The sequence below is a fragment of the Mycobacterium helveticum genome, from assembly GCF_007714205.1.
GTDB classification, from domain to species: domain Bacteria; phylum Actinomycetota; class Actinomycetes; order Mycobacteriales; family Mycobacteriaceae; genus Mycobacterium; species Mycobacterium helveticum.
This window is the reverse complement of record NZ_VMQU01000002.1, coordinates 68427-87910: the sequence shown is the minus strand read 5'-3', so window position 1 is coordinate 87910 and position 19484 is coordinate 68427. Positions and strand designations below refer to the sequence as shown.

Here is a 19484-nt window from a genome sequence, read left to right as displayed (position 1 = left end):
TTCACTCCGATTCCGAGGTTGTCAGCGACCAGCGACCAGTAAACGACGGCGCCCGGCGTGCGGCGAAGGCGGCACCGGCGGCCGCGGCGTCGACCGTGGCGACGTTGACGATCTGCGCGCCGGCCTCGGTGGCCGGCGCGGCGCGCAGGGTGCAGTCGGCGCCCTCGTTGAGCAGGGCCTTGGTCTGGGCCGGGGCGACGGGCGGGCCGGCCGCGAGCCGCCCGGTGAGGTCCTCGACGAAGGCCAGCGGCGATAGGCGTTTGACCCGTTGCAGGCCAACGAGTTTGGGCATAAGCCACGAACCCGTGCGCACGCCGTCGCGATCCGCTGACAGCAGGACAGGATCCGTCGTCGCTGGGTCAATAGCTCCTCGGCAGTTTCAGGACGCTGGACCCCAGGAAGTTCAGGATCATCTCCTGGCTGACCGGCGCGATCTTCATCAGCCGGGCCTCGCGGAAGTAGCGCGCGATGTGGTACTCCTCCGCGTAACCCATGCCGCCGTGGGTCTGCAACGCCCGGTCCGCGGCGGTGAAGCCGGCGTCGGCGCACAAGTATTTGGCGGTATTAGCCTCGCGCCCACAGGGTTTCCCGTTGTCATACAGCCACGTGGCCTTGCGCAGCATCAGTTCGGCGGCGTCGAGGCGGGCCAGCGAGTCGGCCAGCGGGAACTGCAGGCCCTGGTTCATGCCGATGGGCCGGCCGAAGACCACCCGCTCGTTGCCGTATTTGACGGCCTTGTCGAGCGCCACCCGCCCGATGCCGAGGGCCTCGGCCGCGATCAGCATCCGTTCCGGGTTGAGACCGTCAAGGATGTATTTGAATCCCCTGCCCTCCTCGCCGACCCGATCCTCGACGGGGACTTCGAGGTTGTCGATGAACAACTCGTTGGAGCTCACGGCGTTGCGGCCCATCTTGCGGATCGGGCGGATGTCGACACGGCGGCGGTCCAGATCGGTGAGGAACAGCGTCATGCCGTCGGTCTTCTTGGTCACCTCGTCATAGTTCGTGGTGCGGGTGAGTAACAGGATCTTGTCGGACTCCATGGCTTTGGAGATCCAGACCTTGCGGCCGTTGACGATGTAGCGGTCCCCGTCGCGCCTGGCGAACGTGGTGATGCGCGACGTGTCGAGCCCGGCGCCCGGTTCTGTCACCCCGAAGCAGACGTGGGTTTCGCCGGTGGCGACGCGGGGCAGCGTGCGCGCCTTGAGCGCGGCGGAGCCGTGCACCACCACCGGTTGCATCCCGAAGATCGACAGGTGGATCGAGCTGGCCGCGTTCATGGCGCCGCCGGACCTGGCGACCTCCTCGAGCAGGATGGTGGCCTCGGTGATGCCGAGGCCGTGACCGCCGTACTCGGCGGGGATCGTCATGCCCAGCCAGCCGCCGTCGGCAATGGCGCGGTAGAACTCCGTGGGGAATTCGTGCGCCTGGTCTTTTTCCATCCAGTACTGGTCGTCGAACTTGCGCGCCAGCTCCGCAACGGAGTGTCGGATCAGTTCCTGGTCGTCGGTCAGCTCGAAGTTCATCCCGGCGCCGGGCACTGTGGTTCTCCTTTCACACCGCGAGCAGACGCACAAGCCCCCGACACGCCGGCCATTTGGGTGCTTTCGCGTCTGCTCGCCGGGTGTCCGTCAGTCCTTGTTGCCGGTGAGCGCTTTTGCGTTGGCGGTGAAGTCCGCGACGGACGACCCCGCCCGGGTTTCCCTGTGGTGGCTCAGCGCCCGGATGGACACGTCGTGCCCCTCGGCGGCCTTGCGCAGCGCGCCGACCGTGGCCTGCTCGCGGGGGATGTGAGAGAAGGGGTCGAACGAGTACCAGCGCATCGCGTTCTCGTGGGTGATCTTGTTGATCTCGCCGTCCGGCACGTTGTTCACCGACAAGACGTCCCACAGCTCCTCGGGGGCGCCCGGCCACATCGAGTCGCTGTGCGGGTAGTCGGCCTCCCACGCGATGTTGTCGATGCCGATGTCGTTGCGCAGCCGCACGCCGGTCTTGTCGCTGATGAAACAGGTCAGGAAGTGCTCGCGGAAGACCTCGCTGGGCAGTTTGCCGCCGAAGTTCTGTTTCGTCCACGTCGAGTGCATCTCGTAGGTGCGGTCCACCCGCTCCAGGAAGTACGGGATCCACCCGGTGCCGCCCTCCGACAGCGCGATCTTGAGGTCCGGGTAGTCCTTCACCGGCTTGGACCACAGCAAATCCGCGGCGGCCTGCACGATGTTCATCGGTTGCAGCGTGATCATCACGTCCATCGGGGCGTCGGGGGCGGTGATCGCCAGCCTGCCCGAGGACCCGATGTGCACGTTCATCACGGTGTTGGTGTCGCACAACGCCTCCCACAACGGGGTCCAGTAGGGGTCGTGGAAGCTGGGGTAGCCCATCGCGGCCGGGTTCTCGGTGAATGTCAGCGCGTGCACGCCCTTCTTCGACACCCGCCGCACCTCGGCCGCGCACGCCTCGGCGTCCCAGATCACCGGCAACGCCATCGGGATGAACCGCGCCGGGTAGGCGCCGCACCACTCGTCGATGTGCCAGTCGTTGTAGGCCTGCACCAACGCGATCGAGAACTCGTGATCCTCGGTGGCGAACAGGCGCCCGGCAAAGCCCGGGAACGACGGGAAGCAGATCGATCCCAGGATGCCGCCGGCGTTCATGTCCTTGATGCGCTCGTCGACGTTGTAGCAGCCGGGCCGGATCTCGTCGAGGCCCTGCGGTTCCAGCCCGTACTCCTCCTTGGGCCGGCCGGCGACCGCGTTGAGCGCGACGTTGGGGATCACCGTGTCGCGGAACTTCCACATGTCCGAGCCGTCGGGGTTGTGCACCAACCGGGGCGCGTCGTCCACGTACTTCTTGGGCAGATGGTTCTTGAACATGTCGGGCGGCTCGACGGTGTGGTCGTCAACGCTGATCAGGATCATGTCGTCTTTGGTCATGGCCGTTCCTTCCACATCGGGACCCATCTGATCCCGGTCGAATGCGCTGCTCCCCGTACCGCCTCGGCGGATCGCCCGCCGGGCACCGACGTCACTAGTGTGAAAACTAGCTTCTCGCCAAGTGAGAATCAACATCCTCGACCGCCGCGCGGTGCCCCCGGACCGCTCCGGAGCCACCCACGGCGCGCGCTCCGACGCAGCTGAACACCAGGATTGACCGGGCGGCCGAATCGTGCAAACCTATTGGTTAGAAATGAGAATACGATTCTCTTTGTCAGAGAGGAGACTGCCGGTGCGAGTGCAGCCACTACCCGCCGCCGAGTGGGACGAGGCTGTCCGGACGTCGCTGTCCGTCATGCTGTCACCGGAGCGGTGCAACCCCGACGACGCCGGCAACCTGATGGCGACGCTGGCGCGGCACCCGAAGCTGGCCCGCTCCTATCTGCGGTTCGGCGGGTACCTCCTGTACGGCTCCACCCTGCCCGCGCGCATCCGCGAGTTGGCGATCCTGCGGGTGGCCCACCGGCGCGACTGCGCCTACGAATGGTCACACCACGTCAAGATGGGCAAGGAAGCGGGGTTGTCCGACGCCGAGATCGCCGCCACCCGCACCGGCGAGACGGCCGACGGGTTCGACCGGGCCGTGATCGACGCCGTCGACGAGCTCGACGCGAAGTCGAACGTGTCGGATCGGACGTGGGCCGCGCTGTGCGAGCGGCTCGACGAACGGCAACGCATGGATCTGATCTTCACCGTCGGCGGCTACACCGCACTGGCGATGGCCATCAACGCTTTCGGCGTCGAAGTCGATTGAGAGCAGAAAGAAGGGCAACGAAGGTGGCACACTTCCCCAAACCGGCAGCGGGGAGCTGGACGGAGAACTATCCCGAACTGGGTACCGCGCCGGTCGATTACAGCGACTCGATCGACCCGGCGTTCTTCGAAGCCGAGCGCGAGGCGATCTTCAAGCGCACGTGGCTCAACGTCGGACGGGTCGAGCGCCTGCCTCGCATCGGCAGCTACTTCACCAAGGAACTGCCCTCGGCCGGCCCGGGAATGTCGGTGATCGTCGTCAAGACCAGGAACGGATCCGTCAAGGCGTTTCACAACGTCTGCCGCCATCGCGGAAACAAGCTGGTGTGGAACGACTTTCCGCATGAGGAGACTTCCGGCACCTGCCGGCAGTTCACCTGCAAGTACCACGCCTGGCGCTACAGCCTCGACGGCGATCTGACCTTCGTCCAACAAGAGGGCGAGTTCTTCGACGTCGACAAGGGCCGGTACGGCCTGGTGCCCGTCCGCTGCGAGGTGTGGGAAGGCTTCATCTTCGTCAACCTCGACAACAATGCGGCGCCGCTCACCGACTACCTCGGGCCGCTGGCCAAGGGCATCGAGGGCTACCCCTTCGGCGAGATGACCGAAACCTACTCCTACCGGGCCGAAGTCGGCAGCAACTGGAAGCTGTTCATCGACGCGTTCGTCGAGTTCTACCACGCGCCGATCCTGCACCAGGGGCAGTACACCAAGGAAGAAGCCGCCAAGATCGCGAAGTACGGTTATGAGGCGCTGCACTACGAGGTGGCCAGCCCGCACAGCCTGCAGTCGACCTGGGGCGGTCAGGCGCCGCCCGCGGACCTGTCCATGGTGAAGCCCCTGGATCGCGTGCTGCGCAGCGGACTTTTCGGGCCGTGGGACAAACCGGAGATCATCGAGAAGCTCGAGCTGCCAACGGGTGTCAACGTGAAGCGGGTGCCGCAGTGGGGCATCGACTCGTGGCACTTCTTCCCGAACTTCATGCTGCTGATCTGGGAGCCCGGCTGGTATCTCACCTACCACTACTGGCCGACGGCCGTCGACAAGCACATCTTCGAATGCTCGCTGTACTTCGTTCCGCCCCGCAACGCGCGGGAACGCCTCGCCCAGGAGCTGGCGGCGGTGACGTTCAAGGAGTACGCGCTGCAGGACGCCAACACGCTGGAGGCCACCCAGACGATGATCGGCACCAGGGTCGTCAAGGACTTCCTGCTGTGCGACCAAGAGGTCCTGATCCGCCATTTGCACAAGGTGACCGGCGATTACGTGAAGGAGTACCAGAACAATGGCGTTACCGTCTGAATTCGCCGAGCTGGAGCCGTATCTGGACTGGGACCTGGCCACCGAACCCGAGCGCTACGCCAAGCGGCTGGCCTCGACGATGGCCGAGATGCAGGGCTTCTACGACGCGGCGTTCCCTCGCCTGAACGGCGTGATCGCCTACTGTGACAAGTATCCGCTGGACGACCTGCCGGAGGACGCGAAGACCCTCATGCACATGATGCAGTCGTTGGTGATGGTGTCGTTTCCGATCGAGGCCTGGAAGCAGCCCCGCGTACCCGACAGCGGGGCCGCGTGGGTGGAGTGCATCCGGGAGCCGGTGATCTGAGACGTGTTGACGCTCAAGGCGGCCGGGCTGCTCGACGTCGACGCCGGGGAGATCGTGCGACCCGGGATCCTGCGGATCGAGGGTGACCGGATCGCCGGCGTCGGCGGGGATGTCGAAGGTGATCTGCTCGATCTGGGTGATCGGATCCTGCTGCCCGGGTTGATGGACATGGAGGTCAACCTGCTGATGGGCGGGCGCGGGGAGAAGCCCGGCCTGTCCCTGGTCCAGGACGACCCGCCGACCCGGATGCTGCGCGCCGTCGGCAACGCACGGCGCACCCTGCGCGCCGGGTTCACCACGGTGCGCAACCTCGGCCTGTTCGTCAAGACCGGCGGGTATCTGCTCGACGTCGCGCTGGGCAGGGCCATCGACGCGGGCTGGATCGACGGGCCGCGAATCGTGCCGGCCGGGCACGCCATCACGCCCACCGGCGGGCACCTGGACCCCACGATGTTCGCGGCGTTCGCACCGCACGTGCTGGACCTGACCGTCGAGGAGGGCATCGCCAACGGGATCGACGAGATCCGCAAGGCGGTGCGCTACCAGATCAAGCACGGCGCCGAGCTGATCAAGGTCTGCTGCTCGGGCGGGGTCATGTCACTGACGGGACCGCCCGGTGCACAGCACTATTCGGACGAGGAGCTGTGCGCGATCGTCGACGAGGCGCACCGCCGCGGCCTTCGCGTCGCCGCGCACACGCACGGCGCCGACGCCGTGCGGCACGCCGTCGCGGCCGGCATCGACTGCATCGAGCACGGCTTCCTGATCGACGACGAGGCCATCGCGGTGCTGGTCGAGCACGGCACGTTCCTGGTCAGCACCCGGCGCCTGGCCGACGGCGACGCCATGGACGTCTCGCACGCGCCACCGGAGCTGCAGGCCAAGGCCGCCGAGATGTTCCCGAAGGCGCGCACCTCGATACTGGCCGCCTACGAAGCGGGCGTGAAGATCGCCGTCGGCACGGACGCACCCGCGATCCCGCACGGCCGCAACGCCGACGAACTCGTCACCCTGGTCAACTGGGGCCTGCCGCCGCTGGCGGTGTTGCGGGCGGCGACGGTGACCGCGGCCGAGCTGATCGACGCCGACGACCGGGGGCGGCTGGCCGAGGGCCGGCTCGCCGACATCATCGCGGTTCCGGGAAACCCGTTGGACGACATCACCGTCACGCAGCACGTCAGCTTCGTCATGAAAGGCGGCAAGGTCTATGTCGACACAGCCAACCAGGACTGACGATCTCGTCGAGATCCAGCAGCTGCTGGCCCGCTACGCCGTCACGATCACCCAGGAGGACATCGACGGCCTCGTCGGCGTCTTCACACCCGACGGCACCTACAGCGCCTTCGGCGAGACCTACAGCCTGGGCAGGTTTCCCGAATTGGTGGCCGCCGCGCCGAAAGGCCTGTTCCTGACCGGGACCGCGGCGGTCGAGCTCGACGGCGATTCGGCCGGCGGGACCCAGCCATTGTGCTTCATCGACCACGCCACTCATGACATGCGCATCGGCTACTACCGCGACACCTACAGCCGAACCCCCGACGGATGGCGGCTGAAAACCCGCGCCATGACGTTCATCCGCCGCAGCGGTGTGCACGACTCCGGACGCCCGCACGCCATCGGGCGTCCCGCCGGCGACGGCGCATCGACAGCGCGGTGAATGTCGAGGAGTTCCGTGCGGGCCTGCGCGCGTGGCTCGACGACAACGACCTGACCCCGGGGCCCGACCACACGCTGGGGGGCCACATGCGGCAATTCGCCCGGGTCAGCCGGGCGCTCTACGCCGCCGGCTGGATGCGGTACGGCTGGGCGGAAGCAGTCGGCGGCCTGGGTGGCCCCGCGGTGCTGCGCGCGATCGTCGGCGAGGAGGTCGTCGGCCGGCGGCTGGCCGAACCCGGCCCCTACTCGATGCTCGAGGTGCTCGCACCCACCATGATCGACTACGCCCCCGCCGAACTTGCCGCCCGGATGGTGCCGCGGCTGCTCAGCGGCGCCGAGCACTGGTGCCAGGGCTTTTCCGAACCCGGCTCCGGCAGCGACCTGGCCTCGCTGACCACCCGCGCCGTGGCCGACGGGGACAACTGGATCGTCAACGGGCAGAAGGTGTGGACCAGCTTCGCCCAGTTCTCCACCCGCTGCGTGCTGCTGACCCGGACCGCGCCGGGCCACGACGGGATCACCGCGTTCTTCGTCGACCTGGACACCCCCGGCATCACCATCCGTCCGCTCCGCACGATGCACGGGGTCGACGAGTTCTGCGAGGTGTACTACGACGACGTGGTCGTCCCGGCCACCCGCATGCTCGGCCGCCCCGGCGACGGCTGGCGGCTGGCGATGGACCTGCTGCCCTATGAACGTTCCACCTGCTTCTGGCAGCGCATCGCCTACCTCTACGCACGGTTCGACGAACTCATCGCGCAAGCACGCGAACCCGACGAATCTGCCCTCGGCGCAGCCTATCTGGCGCTGCACATGCTGCGCTGCCGGTCCCGCGACACCCAGCACCGGCTGCGCGACGGGGAGCGGCTGGGACCGGACACCTCGATCGACAAGGTACTGCTGGCCACCGCCGAACAGCAGCTCTACGACACCGTGCGCGACCTGCTGCCCGGGACGCTCGAGCTCGACGACACGCCCTGGCGTCCCGAATACCTGTACTCGCGCGCGGCGACCATCTACGGCGGCACGGCCGAGATCCAGCGCAACATCATCGCCCGCCGGCTGCTCGACCTCGGGAAGGAGTGAGCCGTGGGCGACGCCACCGATCCCGAGTCACTCGAGCTCCTGGCCGACTCGCTGCGCACCACGATGGCCGCGGCCTCGGGCGCCGCGCTCGATGCGGCCCTGGCCGACCTCGGCTGGCTCGACATGCTCGACGAAATCCCCGATCTGGCGGTCCCATTGGTCTTCCGGCTGCTCGGTGAGACGGGCGCGCACGCTCCCGTACTCAACGACGTGCTGCTGCGGGCGTCCGGGGCCGCGCCCGGGGGCATGCTGCCGCTGCCATTCGCGGGCGGCTCCTGGGTGGCCTGGGAGCGTGACGACGACCCGAGCTCGGCCCTCGACCCAGAACTGCCGATACGCCGCGTGCCCCAGGCCAATCCGCTGCCCGCGGCCGCCCTGGGCGCGGGACGGCTGGCGGTGGGCTGGTGGCTGGTCGGCTCGGGCCGGGCCATGCTCGCGTTGGCGCGCCGGCACGCCCTGGACCGCGTCCAGTTCGGCCGCCGCATCGGCTCGTTCCAGGCGGTCCGGCATCGGCTGGCCGAGACGCTGGTCGCGCTCGAGGGCGCGGAGGCGACCCTGCACGCGGCCCCGGCCGCCCCGGACGACCCCGGGGGGTTGGCCTGCCTGCTCGCCAAGGCCGCGGCCGGCCGCGCGGCGTTGACCGCCGCGCGGCACTGCCAGCAGGTGCTGGGCGGCATCGGCTTCACCGCCGAGCACCAGCTGCATCGTCACGTCAAGCGGTCGTTGATCCTGGACGGCCTGCTCGGCAGCACCCGAGAGTTGACCCGGGAGGCGGGAGCGGCCCTGCGGGCCAACGGGTTCGCACCGCGGCTGGCACAGCTGTAATCACCGGACTCCTACGGGAGCAGGTTCGCCCGCTTCGCGGCAACCGGATGATCCGACGGACCATTAGTTGCGCGGCAGCCCGAGTACTCGTTCGGCGATGATGTTGCGCTGGATCTCGGACGTGCCGCCGGCAATGGTCGCGGCGAACGAGCGCGCGTACCGGTCGAACCAGCCGCGGCAGTGGCTGTCGAGGTTCAGCGCCGCGAACGGGGCGGTGACCGCGCGGGCGGCCAGCCCGTCGGGCCCCGCGGCGTGCAGCGCGTCCTCGCCGGCGCGTTGCAGTGCCTCCGAGCCCAGGAGCTTGAGCACGGACTGGGCGGGGACGTCTTCGTCCCCACGCGCGGCCCGGGCCAGGGCCGCCGAGCCCAGCAGCCGCAGCGCGTAGGCATCCATGACCAGCGTGGCGTAACCATCCCGCTGCAGCGCCCCCGAGGGGGAGAAGTCGATTGTCATCTCACGTAGCAGGTCGACGTATCCCATCCAGAGCATGACGCGTTCGTGGCCCAGGGAACCGGTTGCCACGCGCCAGCCATCGTTGAGCCCGCCCACCAGATTCTCGGCGGGCACGCGCGCGTCGGTGAAGAACACCTCGTTGAAGTCGACCTCGTCGCCGTCGCACATCGACGCGAACGGGCGGCGCACGACGCCGGGGGTGTCGGTCGGGATCAGCAGCACGCTGATCCCCTTGTGCTTGGGCGCGTTCGGGTCGGTCCGCACGAAGGCCAGCAGCACGTCGGCGTCGTGGGCACCCGAGGTCCACACCTTCTGCCCGTTCACCACGAAATGGTCGCCGTCAAGCACGGCCCGCGTCTTCAGCGATGCGAGGTCCGAGCCCGCGCCCGGCTCGCTCATGCCCAGCGACGCTGTGATCTCGGCGCGCAGGATGGGCACGGCCCACCGCTGCTGCTGCTCCGGCGTGCCGAACGACAGCAACGACGCCGCGATGATCCCCACGCCCTGCGGGTTGAAGCTCTGGTAGATGCGTCGCCGCCCGAGTTCCTCCAGGTACACGTATTGCTGCAAAAGCGTGGCGTTGCGCCCCCCGAACTTCGGCGGATTGCCGGGCAGCAACCACCCGTTGTCGAACAGCTGCCGCTGCCAGCGGCGCGCCCACTCGGGGATGTGCGAACTGGACCGGGGCCGCTCGGACGTCTCGGCGTCCGAGGGCAGATGCGCGCCCAAAAAGGCCACGAATTCGGCGCGGAACGCCTCCACGTCGGCGTCGAAAGTCAGCTGCACAACACTCCCCGGAAGATTTCGGTGCTCGCGGAACGACGCGTAGATCAAGGTTTCCACCTACCCGGCGGTAGCCTCTTTGTGATTCCGCTTCCAAAGATACGACGAAGAGAATAGTATTCTCGTCGACAGAAAGTTACAATCTCAGACACGTCTTCCGCGAGGGGGTCGAGCGCAGCGATGTCACGGCGTTCTCCGGTAGAGTCCAATCATGTTCTCCCCGCGCGGCAATCGTCCGAGCCGCCCGTGACCAGCCCCAGCGAAGAGCCCGCCTGGAAGCAGCGCGCCGTCGAGCGGTCCATCAAAACCGCGAAACTGCGGGCGGCGCAGCGCGTTCAGCGCTTCCTGGATGCTGCGCAGGCGATCATCATCGAGAAGGGCAGCACCGACTTTACCGTTCAGGAGGTCGTGGACCGGTCCCGTCAGTCGCTGCGCAGCTTCTACCTGCAGTTCGACGGCAAGCACGAGCTGCTGCTGGCGCTGTTCGAGGACGCGCTGAGCCGGTCGGCCGATCAGATCCGCGCCGCCACGGAAAGCCACACCGACCCGCTGGAGCGGCTCAAGGTGGCGGTCGAGTTGCTGTACGAGGCCTCGCGGCCGGACCCGACGGCCAGGCGCCCGCTGTTCACCGACTTTGCGCCGCGGCTGCTGGTCACGCACCCCGCCGAGGTCAAGGTCGCCCACGCGCCGTTGCTGGCGTTGCTGACTGAGCTCATGGAAGCCGCCTGCGACGCCGGCAAGTTGCGCAGCGGCATCAATCCCAAGCGGATGGCCGCCATGACCATGCAGACCGTCATGTTCATCGCGCAATCCAGCGGCGGCTCCGACGACGCCACGACCCATCCCATCACCGCCGACGAGGTGTGGGACTTCTGCTCGCGCGGGTTCGTCGGCTGACGCCGGGCCCGGGGCCACACTGACGATATGAGCGCACGGGAACCCGGTTTGCGTCGTGAGAATATGATTCTCTAATGTTTAGAACCATATGTAGCCGAAATGAATCCGTCATTGCACCCCTGGTGGGCGATGACCGAGTTCGGGTGCGGCACGACGCGCGTCCCGGGGTAAGGAATCGAGGTAGACATGGCTGGACGTGTTGAGGGCAAAGTCGCTTTCGTCACCGGAGCGGCGCGCGGCCAGGGCCGCAGCCACGCAGTGCGCTTGGCGCAGGAAGGCGCCGACATCATCGCCGTCGACATCTGCAAACCGGTCCGCGACGGTGTCACCGACACGGCCATCCCGGCGTCCACGCCCGAGGACCTCGCGGAGACCGCCGACCTGGTCAAGGGCCACAACCGCAGGATCGTCACGGCCGAAGTCGACGTGCGCGACTACGACGCGCTGAAGGCCGCGGTGGACGGCGGCGTCGAACAACTCGGCCGGCTCGACATCATCGTTGCCAATGCCGGCATCGGTAACGGCGGTGAGACGCTGGACAAGACCAGCGAGGAAGACTGGACGGAGATGATCGACATCAACCTGGCCGGGGTGTGGAAGACGGTGAAAGCCGGTGTGCCGCATCTGGTTTCCGGCGGACGCGGCGGCTCCATCGTGCTGACCAGCTCCGTCGGCGGGCTCAAGGCCTACCCCCACACCGGTCACTACGTCGCCGCCAAGCACGGTGTCGTCGGGCTCATGCGGGCGTTCGCGGTGGAGTTGGGGCAGCACATGATTCGGGTGAACTCGGTGCACCCGACCCACGTCAAGACTCCGATGCTGCACAACGAGGGGACCTTCAAGATGTTCCGCCCGGACCTGGAGAACCCCGGTCCCGACGACATGGCGCCGATCTGCCAGATGTTCCACACGCTGCCGATTCCGTGGGTGGAGCCGGTGGACATCAGCAATGCGGTGCTGTTCTTGGCCTCCGACGAGTCCCGCTACGTCACCGGCGTGACCCTGCCCGTCGATGCGGGTGGCTGCCTGAAGTAGGGTCGGCGCTCACCGTCCCTCCGGTGCCCGCTAGATTCGCCGAGATGGACGTTCTGCAGGGCATCTCTCGCACTTCTCCTGCGAAACGTCGATTTGACGGATGTCGGTGGGGTCAATGTGGCCTGTTACCGATCCCTCACGGACCTGGGATGCTCATTGATGAACGGATTTGAAGGGCGTAAGGCCGTCGTCACGGGCGGCGCGAGTGGGATCGGGTTGGCGACCGCGAGCGAGTTCGCCCGTCGCGGAGCCGACGTGGTGCTCGCCGACGTCGACGAACCCGCGCTGGAGCAGGCGGTGGCGCGGCTGCGCTCCGAGGGGTTCGAGGCCCACGGCGTGACGTGCGATGTCAGGCACCTCGACGAGATGGTTCACCTCGCCGGCGAGTCCTTCCGCCTCCTCGGCGGCGTCGACGTGGTGTTCAGCAACGCCGGGATCGTGGTCGCGGGCCCGCTCGCGCAGATGAGCCACGACGACTGGCGCTGGGTGATCGACATCGACCTGTGGGGCTCCATCCACGCCGTCGAGGCATTCCTGCCGAGGCTGATCGAGCAGGGCACGGGTGGCCACATCGCCTTCACCGCGTCCTTCGCCGGCCTGGTCCCCAACGCGGGCCTGGGAGCGTACGGCGTCGCCAAATACGGCGTCGTCGGCCTGGCCGAAACGCTGGCCCGCGAGGTCAAGCCCAACGGGATCGGCGTCTCGCTGCTGTGCCCGATGGTGGTCGAAACCAAGCTGGTCACCAACTCCGAACGCATCCGCGGCGCCGACTACGGGAGGTCGTCGTCCCCGGAGGCGACGCTGCCGGTGGAGGACGACACCCTGGGCGTCGAGGACGTCGCGCGGCTGACGGCCGACGGGATCGCGGCCAACCGCCTCTACATCCTGCCGCATGGGGCCGCCCGCGCGTCCATCCGCCGGCGGTTCGAGCGCATCGACCGCACCTTCGACGAACAGGCCGCGGAGGGCTGGCGGCACTAGCCGGGCGGTCCCAGGCGGTAATCGCCGGTCCGCGGGTCGTGATGCCAGCCGCCGGCGGCGTGGGTCCCGCCGTCGACGTGCAGCATCTGGCCGGTCAGGTAGGCCGACATGTCCGAGGCCAGAAACACCGCGGCGCGGGGTGATTTCGTCGACGTGGCCGGGGCGCCCCATCGGCACGATGTTGCCGGTTGCGGTCATCGCCCGCTCGCCGCCGATCGACGTCACCGAGATGACGCTGCCGGGCAGGGCCGCCGAGGCCAGTTGCCGAGCGACCCGCTGGGTGCACAGCATCACGTGGCGCAGATTGGCCTTATACAATGCGTCCCAACCGTTCTCGCTGGTTTCCAGCAGCGGCGAGTAGAACACCCCGCCGGCGTTGTCGACCAGAATCGTCGGGATGCCGGGCTCGGCCGTCCGCGAGCGAGCGCGGCATCCACCTGGTCGCCGTCGCGGACATCGGCCACGATTCCCAGTGCGCCGATCGATTCGGCTGCGCCGGCACAGGTCTGCGGGTCTCGTTCCCAGATGGCGACGGACGCGCCGAACGCGACCATCCCGGCAGCGACTCCCCGCCCGATGCCGGCTCCTCCTCCGGTCACCACCGCGACGCGGCCGGTGAGCAGGATATTCGACGGTTCGATGGCCACGGCGGTCAGGTCGCGGCGCGCATCGCCGGTTCCCGGCCGATCACACCGTCGGCTTCCAGGTCGGCGATTTCGGATTCGCTCAGTCCCAGCTCGGTCAGCAATTCCCGATTGTGCTGCCCCAGCAGCGGCGCGTGCCGGGTGTGGAACGTATCGGGGCCGCCGGAGAATCTCATCGGCACGCTGCTGAGCCTGGCGGGGCCGCAGACGGGGTGGTCGACTTCTTCGAAGAAGCCGCGAAATTCCAGCTGGTCCAGCTCCGTCTGGCGATGCGGCTGCATGACCTTGGCCACCGGCACACCGGCCTCCCACAAGGCCGCGACGATGTCGTCGCGGCTGTGTTGGGCGCACCATGCGGCCAATTGCTCGTCGATGAGGTCCTGGTGCGCCCGCCGCCCCGCCGCCGTCACCAGGCTCGGATCCGTTGCCCACGAGGGCGATCCGATCGCGCCGCACAAGTTCTTCCACTGCGCGTCGGTGACCACGGCTATCGCGACCCAACTGTCGGGGCGCCCGAATTCGTCGATGCCGGCGCTGCGGTAGAGGTTCTGCGGTGCGGCCGTCGGTCCCCGGTTTCCCGCGCGCTCCAGCAGCGCCCCATAAGCGGAGTACTCGATGATCTGCTCGGCGGAGATGCTGAGCGCGGCGTCCACCATCGCCGCCTCCACCAGCACGCCCTGCCCGGTGCGGCGGCGGTGCTCCAGCGCCAGCAGCAGCGCATTGAGCGAATGCATGCCCGCGTTGGGGTCACCGATCGAATAGGGTTCGTAGGGAATGCGATCGGGGTAGCCGGTCATCCAGCTCACGCCCGCCGCGGATTCGATGACGTAGGCGAATGCCGGCTTGTCGCGCCACGGCCCGTCCAGGCCGAACCCGGGCATGCGCACCATGATCACGTCGGGTTTGATCGACTGGGCGGCGGCGAAATCCAGGCCGATCTGGTCGAGCACCCGCGGCGTGAAGTTCTCCGCGATCACGTCACAGGTTGCGATGAGCCGGCGCAGCAACTCCCTGCCGCGCCGGCTCTGCAGGTCCAGCGTCAGCCCTTTCTTGTTGGTGTTCAACGCCGCGAAGATCGGGGACCGCTCCCACCATTGGTTTTCGGTCACCGGTACGCCGGCGATCAGTCGGGTTCCGTCGGGTCGGCGGGTGGATTCCACGTGGATCACCTCGGCGCCGAGCATGGCCAGGAAGTGGGTGCAGCAGGGGCCCGCCCAGAACGTCGTCATGTCCAGGACCCGAATCCCGTTCAGGGGCAGTCGAGGTGCCGGCGCGGTGGGCGCGGGGCGGGGGGCCAGGTGCGCGGACCGGTAGCGTGCCGTGTGCTCACCGAGCGCCGGCGCCGGCGCCGGTCGCTGGAGCCGGGCGGGCCGCATTCGGTAGGGGTGGCCCGGTTGCAGGAACCCGTCGCGGGGATTGCGCACGAACGAGCAGCGTTCCCGGAAGTGTTCCAGGGCCGCAATGTTGGCGCCGTTGGCGACCGGCGCGTTGGGAATCCGGAAGGCCGTGGCCAGTTCCAGGATGTCGTCGACGGTGTTGGTCTCGAACCACGCGTAGATCTCGCCGGCGTGCAGGGTCGCCTGCTCGGTGATCGTCAGGGAGGATTCCTCGTCGATCCACTCGGGGTGGCCCACCATGGCGCACAGGTCGAACCACTGCTGCGCCGTGCCACAACCGACGTCGACCAACCCGTCCTTGGCGCGAGCCACACCCGGGACGGTGACCCGCCGCGCGTCCCGCCATGGCCGCCCGCGCATTTCGAAGTAGGTGACGGGATAGTAGGTCAGGCCGAGGATCTGGGTCTCGAGCATCGACAGGTCCAGCAGTTGGCCCGCACCGCCGCTGATTTGGCCGCGCCGCGCCGCCAGCAACGCGGCACTTGCGTACACCCCGGCCAGATAGTCCCCGGCCTGTCCGCCGACGAACACCGGCGCGCGGTCCGGCTCGCCGCGTCCGAGGCCGACGATCCCGCCCGACCAGGCCTGCAGCGTGAATTCGGTGGCGGCCCGATCGGACCAGGGTCCCTCGAGGCCGAAGGGCGTGATCGACATAACGGTGAGGTGCGGATGGCGCCGGTGGATCGCCGTGGGGGTAAAGCCTTGTTTTTCAGCAACTTTCGAGCCGGGCGACCAGATTGCCGCGTCACCGGCCGCCAAGAGCCGGTCGACGAGTTCGACGTCGTCCCGGCTGGCGGGATCGGCGACGACGCCGTGCTTCGATCCGGCCAGAAAGCTGAACAACGCCCCGTCACGGCCGGGCGGTATGGCAGCGCCCGAGGCCGACCAGGACCGCAGCGGATCACCCTCCGGCGGTTCGACTTTGACGACGTCGGCGCCGCCGTCGGCCAGCAGCCTGGTGCAGTAGGCGCCCGCTATGCCGGTGGACAGATCGACCACCGTGTAGCCCGTCAGGGGCGGCTCGGTCTTCGCCTCCGCCACTACTGTTTACGCTTCCGCTCGGCCTTCTTGGGGGACCGCCCCTTCGTGCGCCCGTTCTTGCTCAGCCGCCACTCCGGGGGGAACTTTGCGTCGTTGTCATTGACCGCGTCGCCCAGGCCCCGTTGGATGGCGCCGTCGAGCAGGAAATCGTCGTCGTCATCCGGGCGGACGAGGCCGCCCATCGACTCGAAGACGCCGCTGAGCATGCTGCCCAGGTACTCGCCCTGGAACTGTTTCATGATCTCGAAGAAGACCTTCTGCATGAACACCGTGTCGGTGGGACGATTACGCGAGCACGCCAGCGCATATTTCTCCACCTCCGCTTCGAGCTGGCCCCTGGGGACCACGCTGTTGAGGAAGTTGCAGTCGTACATCTCGGCGGCGGTGAAAGCCCTTCCGGTGAAAACCATTTCCTGGAACTTGCGGATGCCCATGGTCTGCGCCCACCACCACATCCGCGGGCCCCACCCGTAGTAGCGGAACGACGGATGCCCGAACAGCGCATCGTCGCTGGCGATCACCAGGTCCGCGTCGGCAGCCTGGTAGAAGTGCCAGCCGTAGCAGTAGCCCTTGACCTCCAGGATGCTGATCTTCTTGAAGTCCTGCAGCCCGCGGATTCCGGAATTCGGATTCGCATACCACTGGCTGAGGGTGGCGCCGCGCCGAAAGGAACCCTCCGGCGGGTACTTGACTTCGTCGGCGCCGATCCGGTATTCCCCGAGCCGGGGGCCTTGGTCCGCCGACCTGCGCACCGACATGGCCTCGGGGAGATCCGCGCCCGAGCCCAGGTCCTCCCCCGTGCCGCGGACCACCAACACTTTGACGTCGTCGTCGATGGAGGCGCGATGCAACAGGTCGGCATAGCGCACCCGGGCCGCGATGGTCGGCGCGTTGAGATGGTCCGGCCGGTCGAAGGTGATCGTGGCGATGCGGGTCGTGGCGTCCTTGCGGTAGCGGATGATCTTCTCGACCGGCGGGACGGGCTTGTCGGGCATCGCTATTTGCGCCAGGACGGGCTCGAGGTCAGCACCTCGTGGCCGTCGTCGGTGATCAGCACGGCTTCGCGCCCGAAGACCGCGCCGACCCCCTGCTCCCAGACGTAGCCCGTCACGGCCAGCACCATTCCCGGATCCAGGCGTTCGCCGGCCGCGGTTTCAGGCAGGTGCTGGGAGATGACCGGCGGGTCGAAGCCCATCCCCAGTCCGCGTGCGACCGGCATCGGTGGCGCCGGCTCACCTGCGGCCTCATAGGCACCGAGCAGTTCGGCGGCGGCGGCACCGGGCCGGCACGCATTCAACAGCGCGGACCACAGCCTGTCCCACCGCGCGTACAACGGCGCGGCATTGCCGACAGCGCCCGCGGGCCACGTACGGCCCACCTCACCCATGTACCCGCCGGCCAGCACACCGGCCGAAAAAGCCGCCAGGTCACCGTCGTTCACGCGTCCGTCGCCGTTGACCCGCCGCCACGGATGGTCACGCGAAGTCACCCAGGCGAATTCCTGGTTCGCGGGAGTACTCACCCCGCCGGCCGCCATGGCCTCCATCATGACCCCGGCCAGCGTTTGTTCCCGCACCCCGGGGTGCAACCCGGCCACAGCGGCGGCCAGGCCCGACTCGGCCACCGCGATCGCTGCCCGTAGCGCGAAGATTTCCTCCGCCGTCTTGATGCGCCGGGCACCACGCATCGCGAGCTCGCCGTCGACCAGTTCGGCATTGGGGAACGCGGTCGGCAGCAGCTGCGCGAAAACCGGTGATATTGCCTCGGTTCCGACGCGGCGAGCGGTGGACGCACCCTGGATGCGTTTCAGCACCGCCATGGTGTTGACCGGATTCCACGCGATGCCGTAGAGGTTCTCGCGGGGGATGTCGTCGGGAACGCCTTCATCCCAGGTACTGAGCAGGTGGATGGCGCCGGTCTCACGCACCAACACGCAGGACGGGCCGAACGGCCGGGTCCCGGCTACCCACAGCTGCGGGGCGCCGGTGACGTAGCGGATGTTGGCCTGACGGCCGAGGACAAGGACATCGAGGTCGTGTGCCGCCATCTGGTCCAGCACTCGCTGGCGGCGCCCCGAGCGCAGTGCCCGATCGTCGGGCAGGACTTCAACTGACATGGGAGCCATAGGGGGTGTAGGGGTAGTCGGTCAATCGAATCGAACCTTCCTCGGTGATCACCACGACCTCTTCGCTGCGGTAGCCTCCGGTGCCGTCTTCCCACACCACCGGCTCGAGCACCAGCACCATGCCGGGCTGCAGAATGAAGTTGTCGTCGAATTCCTGCCCGAGATCGGTTCCGATCATGGGCATCTCGGCCGCGTTCACGCCGATCCCGTGGCCGAGGTAGAAGTGCGGCAGCCAGGGCCTGGTGCCGCCGTTGGCCGCGGTGGCGGCCCTGCCGAGATCGCCCGCGGCGGCGCCGGCGCGGGCGACGTCCAGCACGGCGGCCATGATCTGCTGCCACTTGTCGAACTGTGCCCGCTGGCGCGGCGACGGTTCCCGGCCCACCAGCCAGGTGCGCCCGAAGTCCGAGCAGTAGCCCTGGTAGGTGATGCTGACGTCGGTCCACAACACGTCGCCTTCCACCAGCTCACGCTCGGTGCTCAGTAGCGGCAGCGCCAGGTCACCGTGCGTCGTCCACACCCCTTCGGCCTTGGTGGGCGGCATCACCTGCCAGATCGGCTCCAGCATGCTGGCCGACGCGCCCAGTTCGAAGGCCCGCCGCAAGAAGATCGCCGAAAGGTCGACCTGTCGGACACCGGGGGCCAGACGCTTGTCCACTTCGACCATGGCCTCGTCGGTGATCCGCACGGCGGTTCTGATGCACGCCAGTTCATCCGGGGTTTTGACCACCTTGGCGGCGCTGACGATCGCTGCCGCGTCGGCGGGAGGACCGCCCGGGAACAACGACGTGGCCGCGCGCGACATGGCGCCGGTGGATTCGTCGATCCCTATCACAGCGCCGGACGGGATCAGGTCGGCCAAACACCTCGCGAAATCGCCCACGCCCTCGTCGAATTCGAGATAAACCGGACCGTGCAGATGGTCGGCGGGCAGTTCCGACTCGTGCGCGGCGCCCTCGCGAAATGGCAGGAACAGATGCGGCGACTCGTCGTCGGCGGTCACCACGGCCACCGGCCGCTCGACGTAGGACAGGCCCGCGTCGCCCAGCGGCCAGCTGGCCCCGGTGGCGTAGACCACCGAGCTGTTGCCCAGCAGGATCAGTGCGTCCACACCGCGTTCGGCCATCGCCGAGCGTAGCCGGGCCCCGGTCTCACGGCGCATGCGGGTGAGGTCCGGCTTTTCGGGGATCACCAGGTGTTCAGGGGCACTGG

17 protein-coding genes and 2 pseudogenes are annotated in these 19484 nt (G+C 68.0%); 10 read left to right on the top strand and 9 right to left on the bottom strand.

From position 1 onward, the window contains the following. Position 1: 1 nt before the first annotated feature. From FPZ47_RS00905 to FPZ47_RS00895, 3 genes and pseudogenes are all read right to left on the bottom strand, one after another. A pseudogene (locus tag FPZ47_RS00905) lies at positions 2-304 on the bottom strand (enoyl-CoA hydratase); the annotation flags it as partial. A 55-nt stretch (positions 305-359) separates the two neighbouring features. Further along, on the bottom strand, positions 360-1526 hold the full coding sequence (locus FPZ47_RS00900) for an acyl-CoA dehydrogenase family protein (RefSeq protein WP_144947248.1): 1167 nt from the start codon (positions 1524-1526) through the stop codon (positions 360-362). Between the two features lie 105 nt (positions 1527-1631). Further along, on the bottom strand, positions 1632-2930 hold the full coding sequence (locus FPZ47_RS00895) for an amidohydrolase family protein (protein ID WP_144947156.1): 1299 nt from the start codon (positions 2928-2930) through the stop codon (positions 1632-1634). Positions 2931-3222: 292 nt separating this feature from the next. Here FPZ47_RS00895 and FPZ47_RS00890 point away from each other — a divergent pair, with 292 nt between their 5' ends. The 7 genes from FPZ47_RS00890 (at position 3223) to FPZ47_RS00860 (ending at position 8919) form a co-directional block, all read left to right on the top strand. Next, a complete protein-coding gene (locus FPZ47_RS00890) occupies positions 3223-3744 on the top strand; it encodes a carboxymuconolactone decarboxylase family protein (protein ID WP_144947152.1) in 522 nt (173 codons plus the stop codon). 23 nt (positions 3745-3767) lie between these two features. Then, a complete protein-coding gene (locus FPZ47_RS00885) occupies positions 3768-5045 on the top strand; it encodes an aromatic ring-hydroxylating oxygenase subunit alpha (protein WP_144947149.1) in 1278 nt (425 codons plus the stop codon). Then, positions 5029-5352, top strand: a complete 324-nt coding sequence (locus FPZ47_RS00880) for a hypothetical protein (RefSeq protein ID WP_144947146.1) — start codon at positions 5029-5031, stop codon at positions 5350-5352. Before FPZ47_RS00885 ends, FPZ47_RS00880 begins: the two co-directional genes overlap by 17 nt. A gap of 3 nt (positions 5353-5355) precedes the next feature. Further along, entirely contained in the window at positions 5356-6585 is a 1230-nt protein-coding gene (locus FPZ47_RS00875; protein WP_144947143.1) for a metal-dependent hydrolase family protein, read from the top strand. Further along, entirely contained in the window at positions 6560-7009 is a 450-nt protein-coding gene (locus FPZ47_RS00870) for a nuclear transport factor 2 family protein (RefSeq protein ID WP_144947140.1), read from the top strand. The genes FPZ47_RS00875 and FPZ47_RS00870 overlap by 26 nt, the downstream gene beginning before the upstream one ends. Beyond that, positions 7006-8094, top strand: a complete 1089-nt coding sequence (locus FPZ47_RS00865; protein ID WP_144947137.1) for an acyl-CoA dehydrogenase family protein — start codon at positions 7006-7008, stop codon at positions 8092-8094. Before FPZ47_RS00870 ends, FPZ47_RS00865 begins: the two co-directional genes overlap by 4 nt. Positions 8095-8157: 63 nt before the next feature. Then, the gene (locus FPZ47_RS00860) at positions 8158-8919 is read left to right on the top strand and encodes an acyl-CoA dehydrogenase family protein (protein ID WP_144947245.1); all 762 of its coding nucleotides are present in this window, start codon (positions 8158-8160) and stop codon (positions 8917-8919) included. Positions 8920-8982: 63 nt separating this feature from the next. Here the strand turns inward: FPZ47_RS00860 and FPZ47_RS00855 are convergent, their stop codons facing one another. After that, positions 8983-10158 (bottom strand): acyl-CoA dehydrogenase family protein, encoded by a 1176-nt coding sequence (locus FPZ47_RS00855; protein ID WP_144947243.1) that lies wholly within the window; start codon positions 10156-10158, stop codon positions 8983-8985. Positions 10159-10401: 243 nt separating this feature from the next. On the opposite strand from FPZ47_RS00855, the gene FPZ47_RS00850 reads away from it, so the two are divergent. From FPZ47_RS00850 to FPZ47_RS00840, 3 genes are all read left to right on the top strand, one after another. Further along, positions 10402-11052: a TetR/AcrR family transcriptional regulator gene (locus tag FPZ47_RS00850; protein WP_144947135.1), complete on the top strand. Its 651-nt coding sequence runs from the start codon at positions 10402-10404 to the stop codon at positions 11050-11052. Between the two features lie 186 nt (positions 11053-11238). Further along, entirely contained in the window at positions 11239-12087 is an 849-nt protein-coding gene (locus FPZ47_RS00845) for a mycofactocin-coupled SDR family oxidoreductase (RefSeq protein ID WP_144947132.1), read from the top strand. A gap of 159 nt (positions 12088-12246) precedes the next feature. Then, complete coding sequence (locus tag FPZ47_RS00840; RefSeq protein WP_144947129.1) at positions 12247-13068, top strand: SDR family NAD(P)-dependent oxidoreductase; 822 nt, start codon at positions 12247-12249, stop codon at positions 13066-13068. On the opposite strand, the pseudogene FPZ47_RS00835 reads toward FPZ47_RS00840, so the two are convergent. The 5 genes and pseudogenes from FPZ47_RS00835 to FPZ47_RS00815 form a co-directional block, all read right to left on the bottom strand. Continuing rightward, positions 13065-13715: pseudogene (locus tag FPZ47_RS00835) on the bottom strand (SDR family NAD(P)-dependent oxidoreductase). The gene FPZ47_RS00840 and the pseudogene FPZ47_RS00835 sit on opposite strands and share 4 nt — an antisense overlap. Positions 13716-13720: 5 nt before the next feature. Next, positions 13721-16150: a CaiB/BaiF CoA transferase family protein gene (locus FPZ47_RS00830; protein WP_144947126.1), complete on the bottom strand. Its 2430-nt coding sequence runs from the start codon at positions 16148-16150 to the stop codon at positions 13721-13723. Further along, the gene (locus FPZ47_RS00825) at positions 16150-17145 is read right to left on the bottom strand and encodes an enoyl-CoA hydratase/isomerase family protein (RefSeq protein ID WP_144947123.1); all 996 of its coding nucleotides are present in this window, start codon (positions 17143-17145) and stop codon (positions 16150-16152) included. The genes FPZ47_RS00830 and FPZ47_RS00825 overlap by 1 nt, the downstream gene beginning before the upstream one ends. Before the next feature lie 2 nt (positions 17146-17147). Further along, complete coding sequence (locus FPZ47_RS00820) at positions 17148-18266, bottom strand: M24 family metallopeptidase (RefSeq protein WP_144947120.1); 1119 nt, start codon at positions 18264-18266, stop codon at positions 17148-17150. Next, complete coding sequence (locus FPZ47_RS00815) at positions 18256-19434, bottom strand: M24 family metallopeptidase (protein WP_144947240.1); 1179 nt, start codon at positions 19432-19434, stop codon at positions 18256-18258. Before FPZ47_RS00815 ends, FPZ47_RS00820 begins: the two co-directional genes overlap by 11 nt. Positions 19435-19484: the final 50 nt, after the last annotated feature.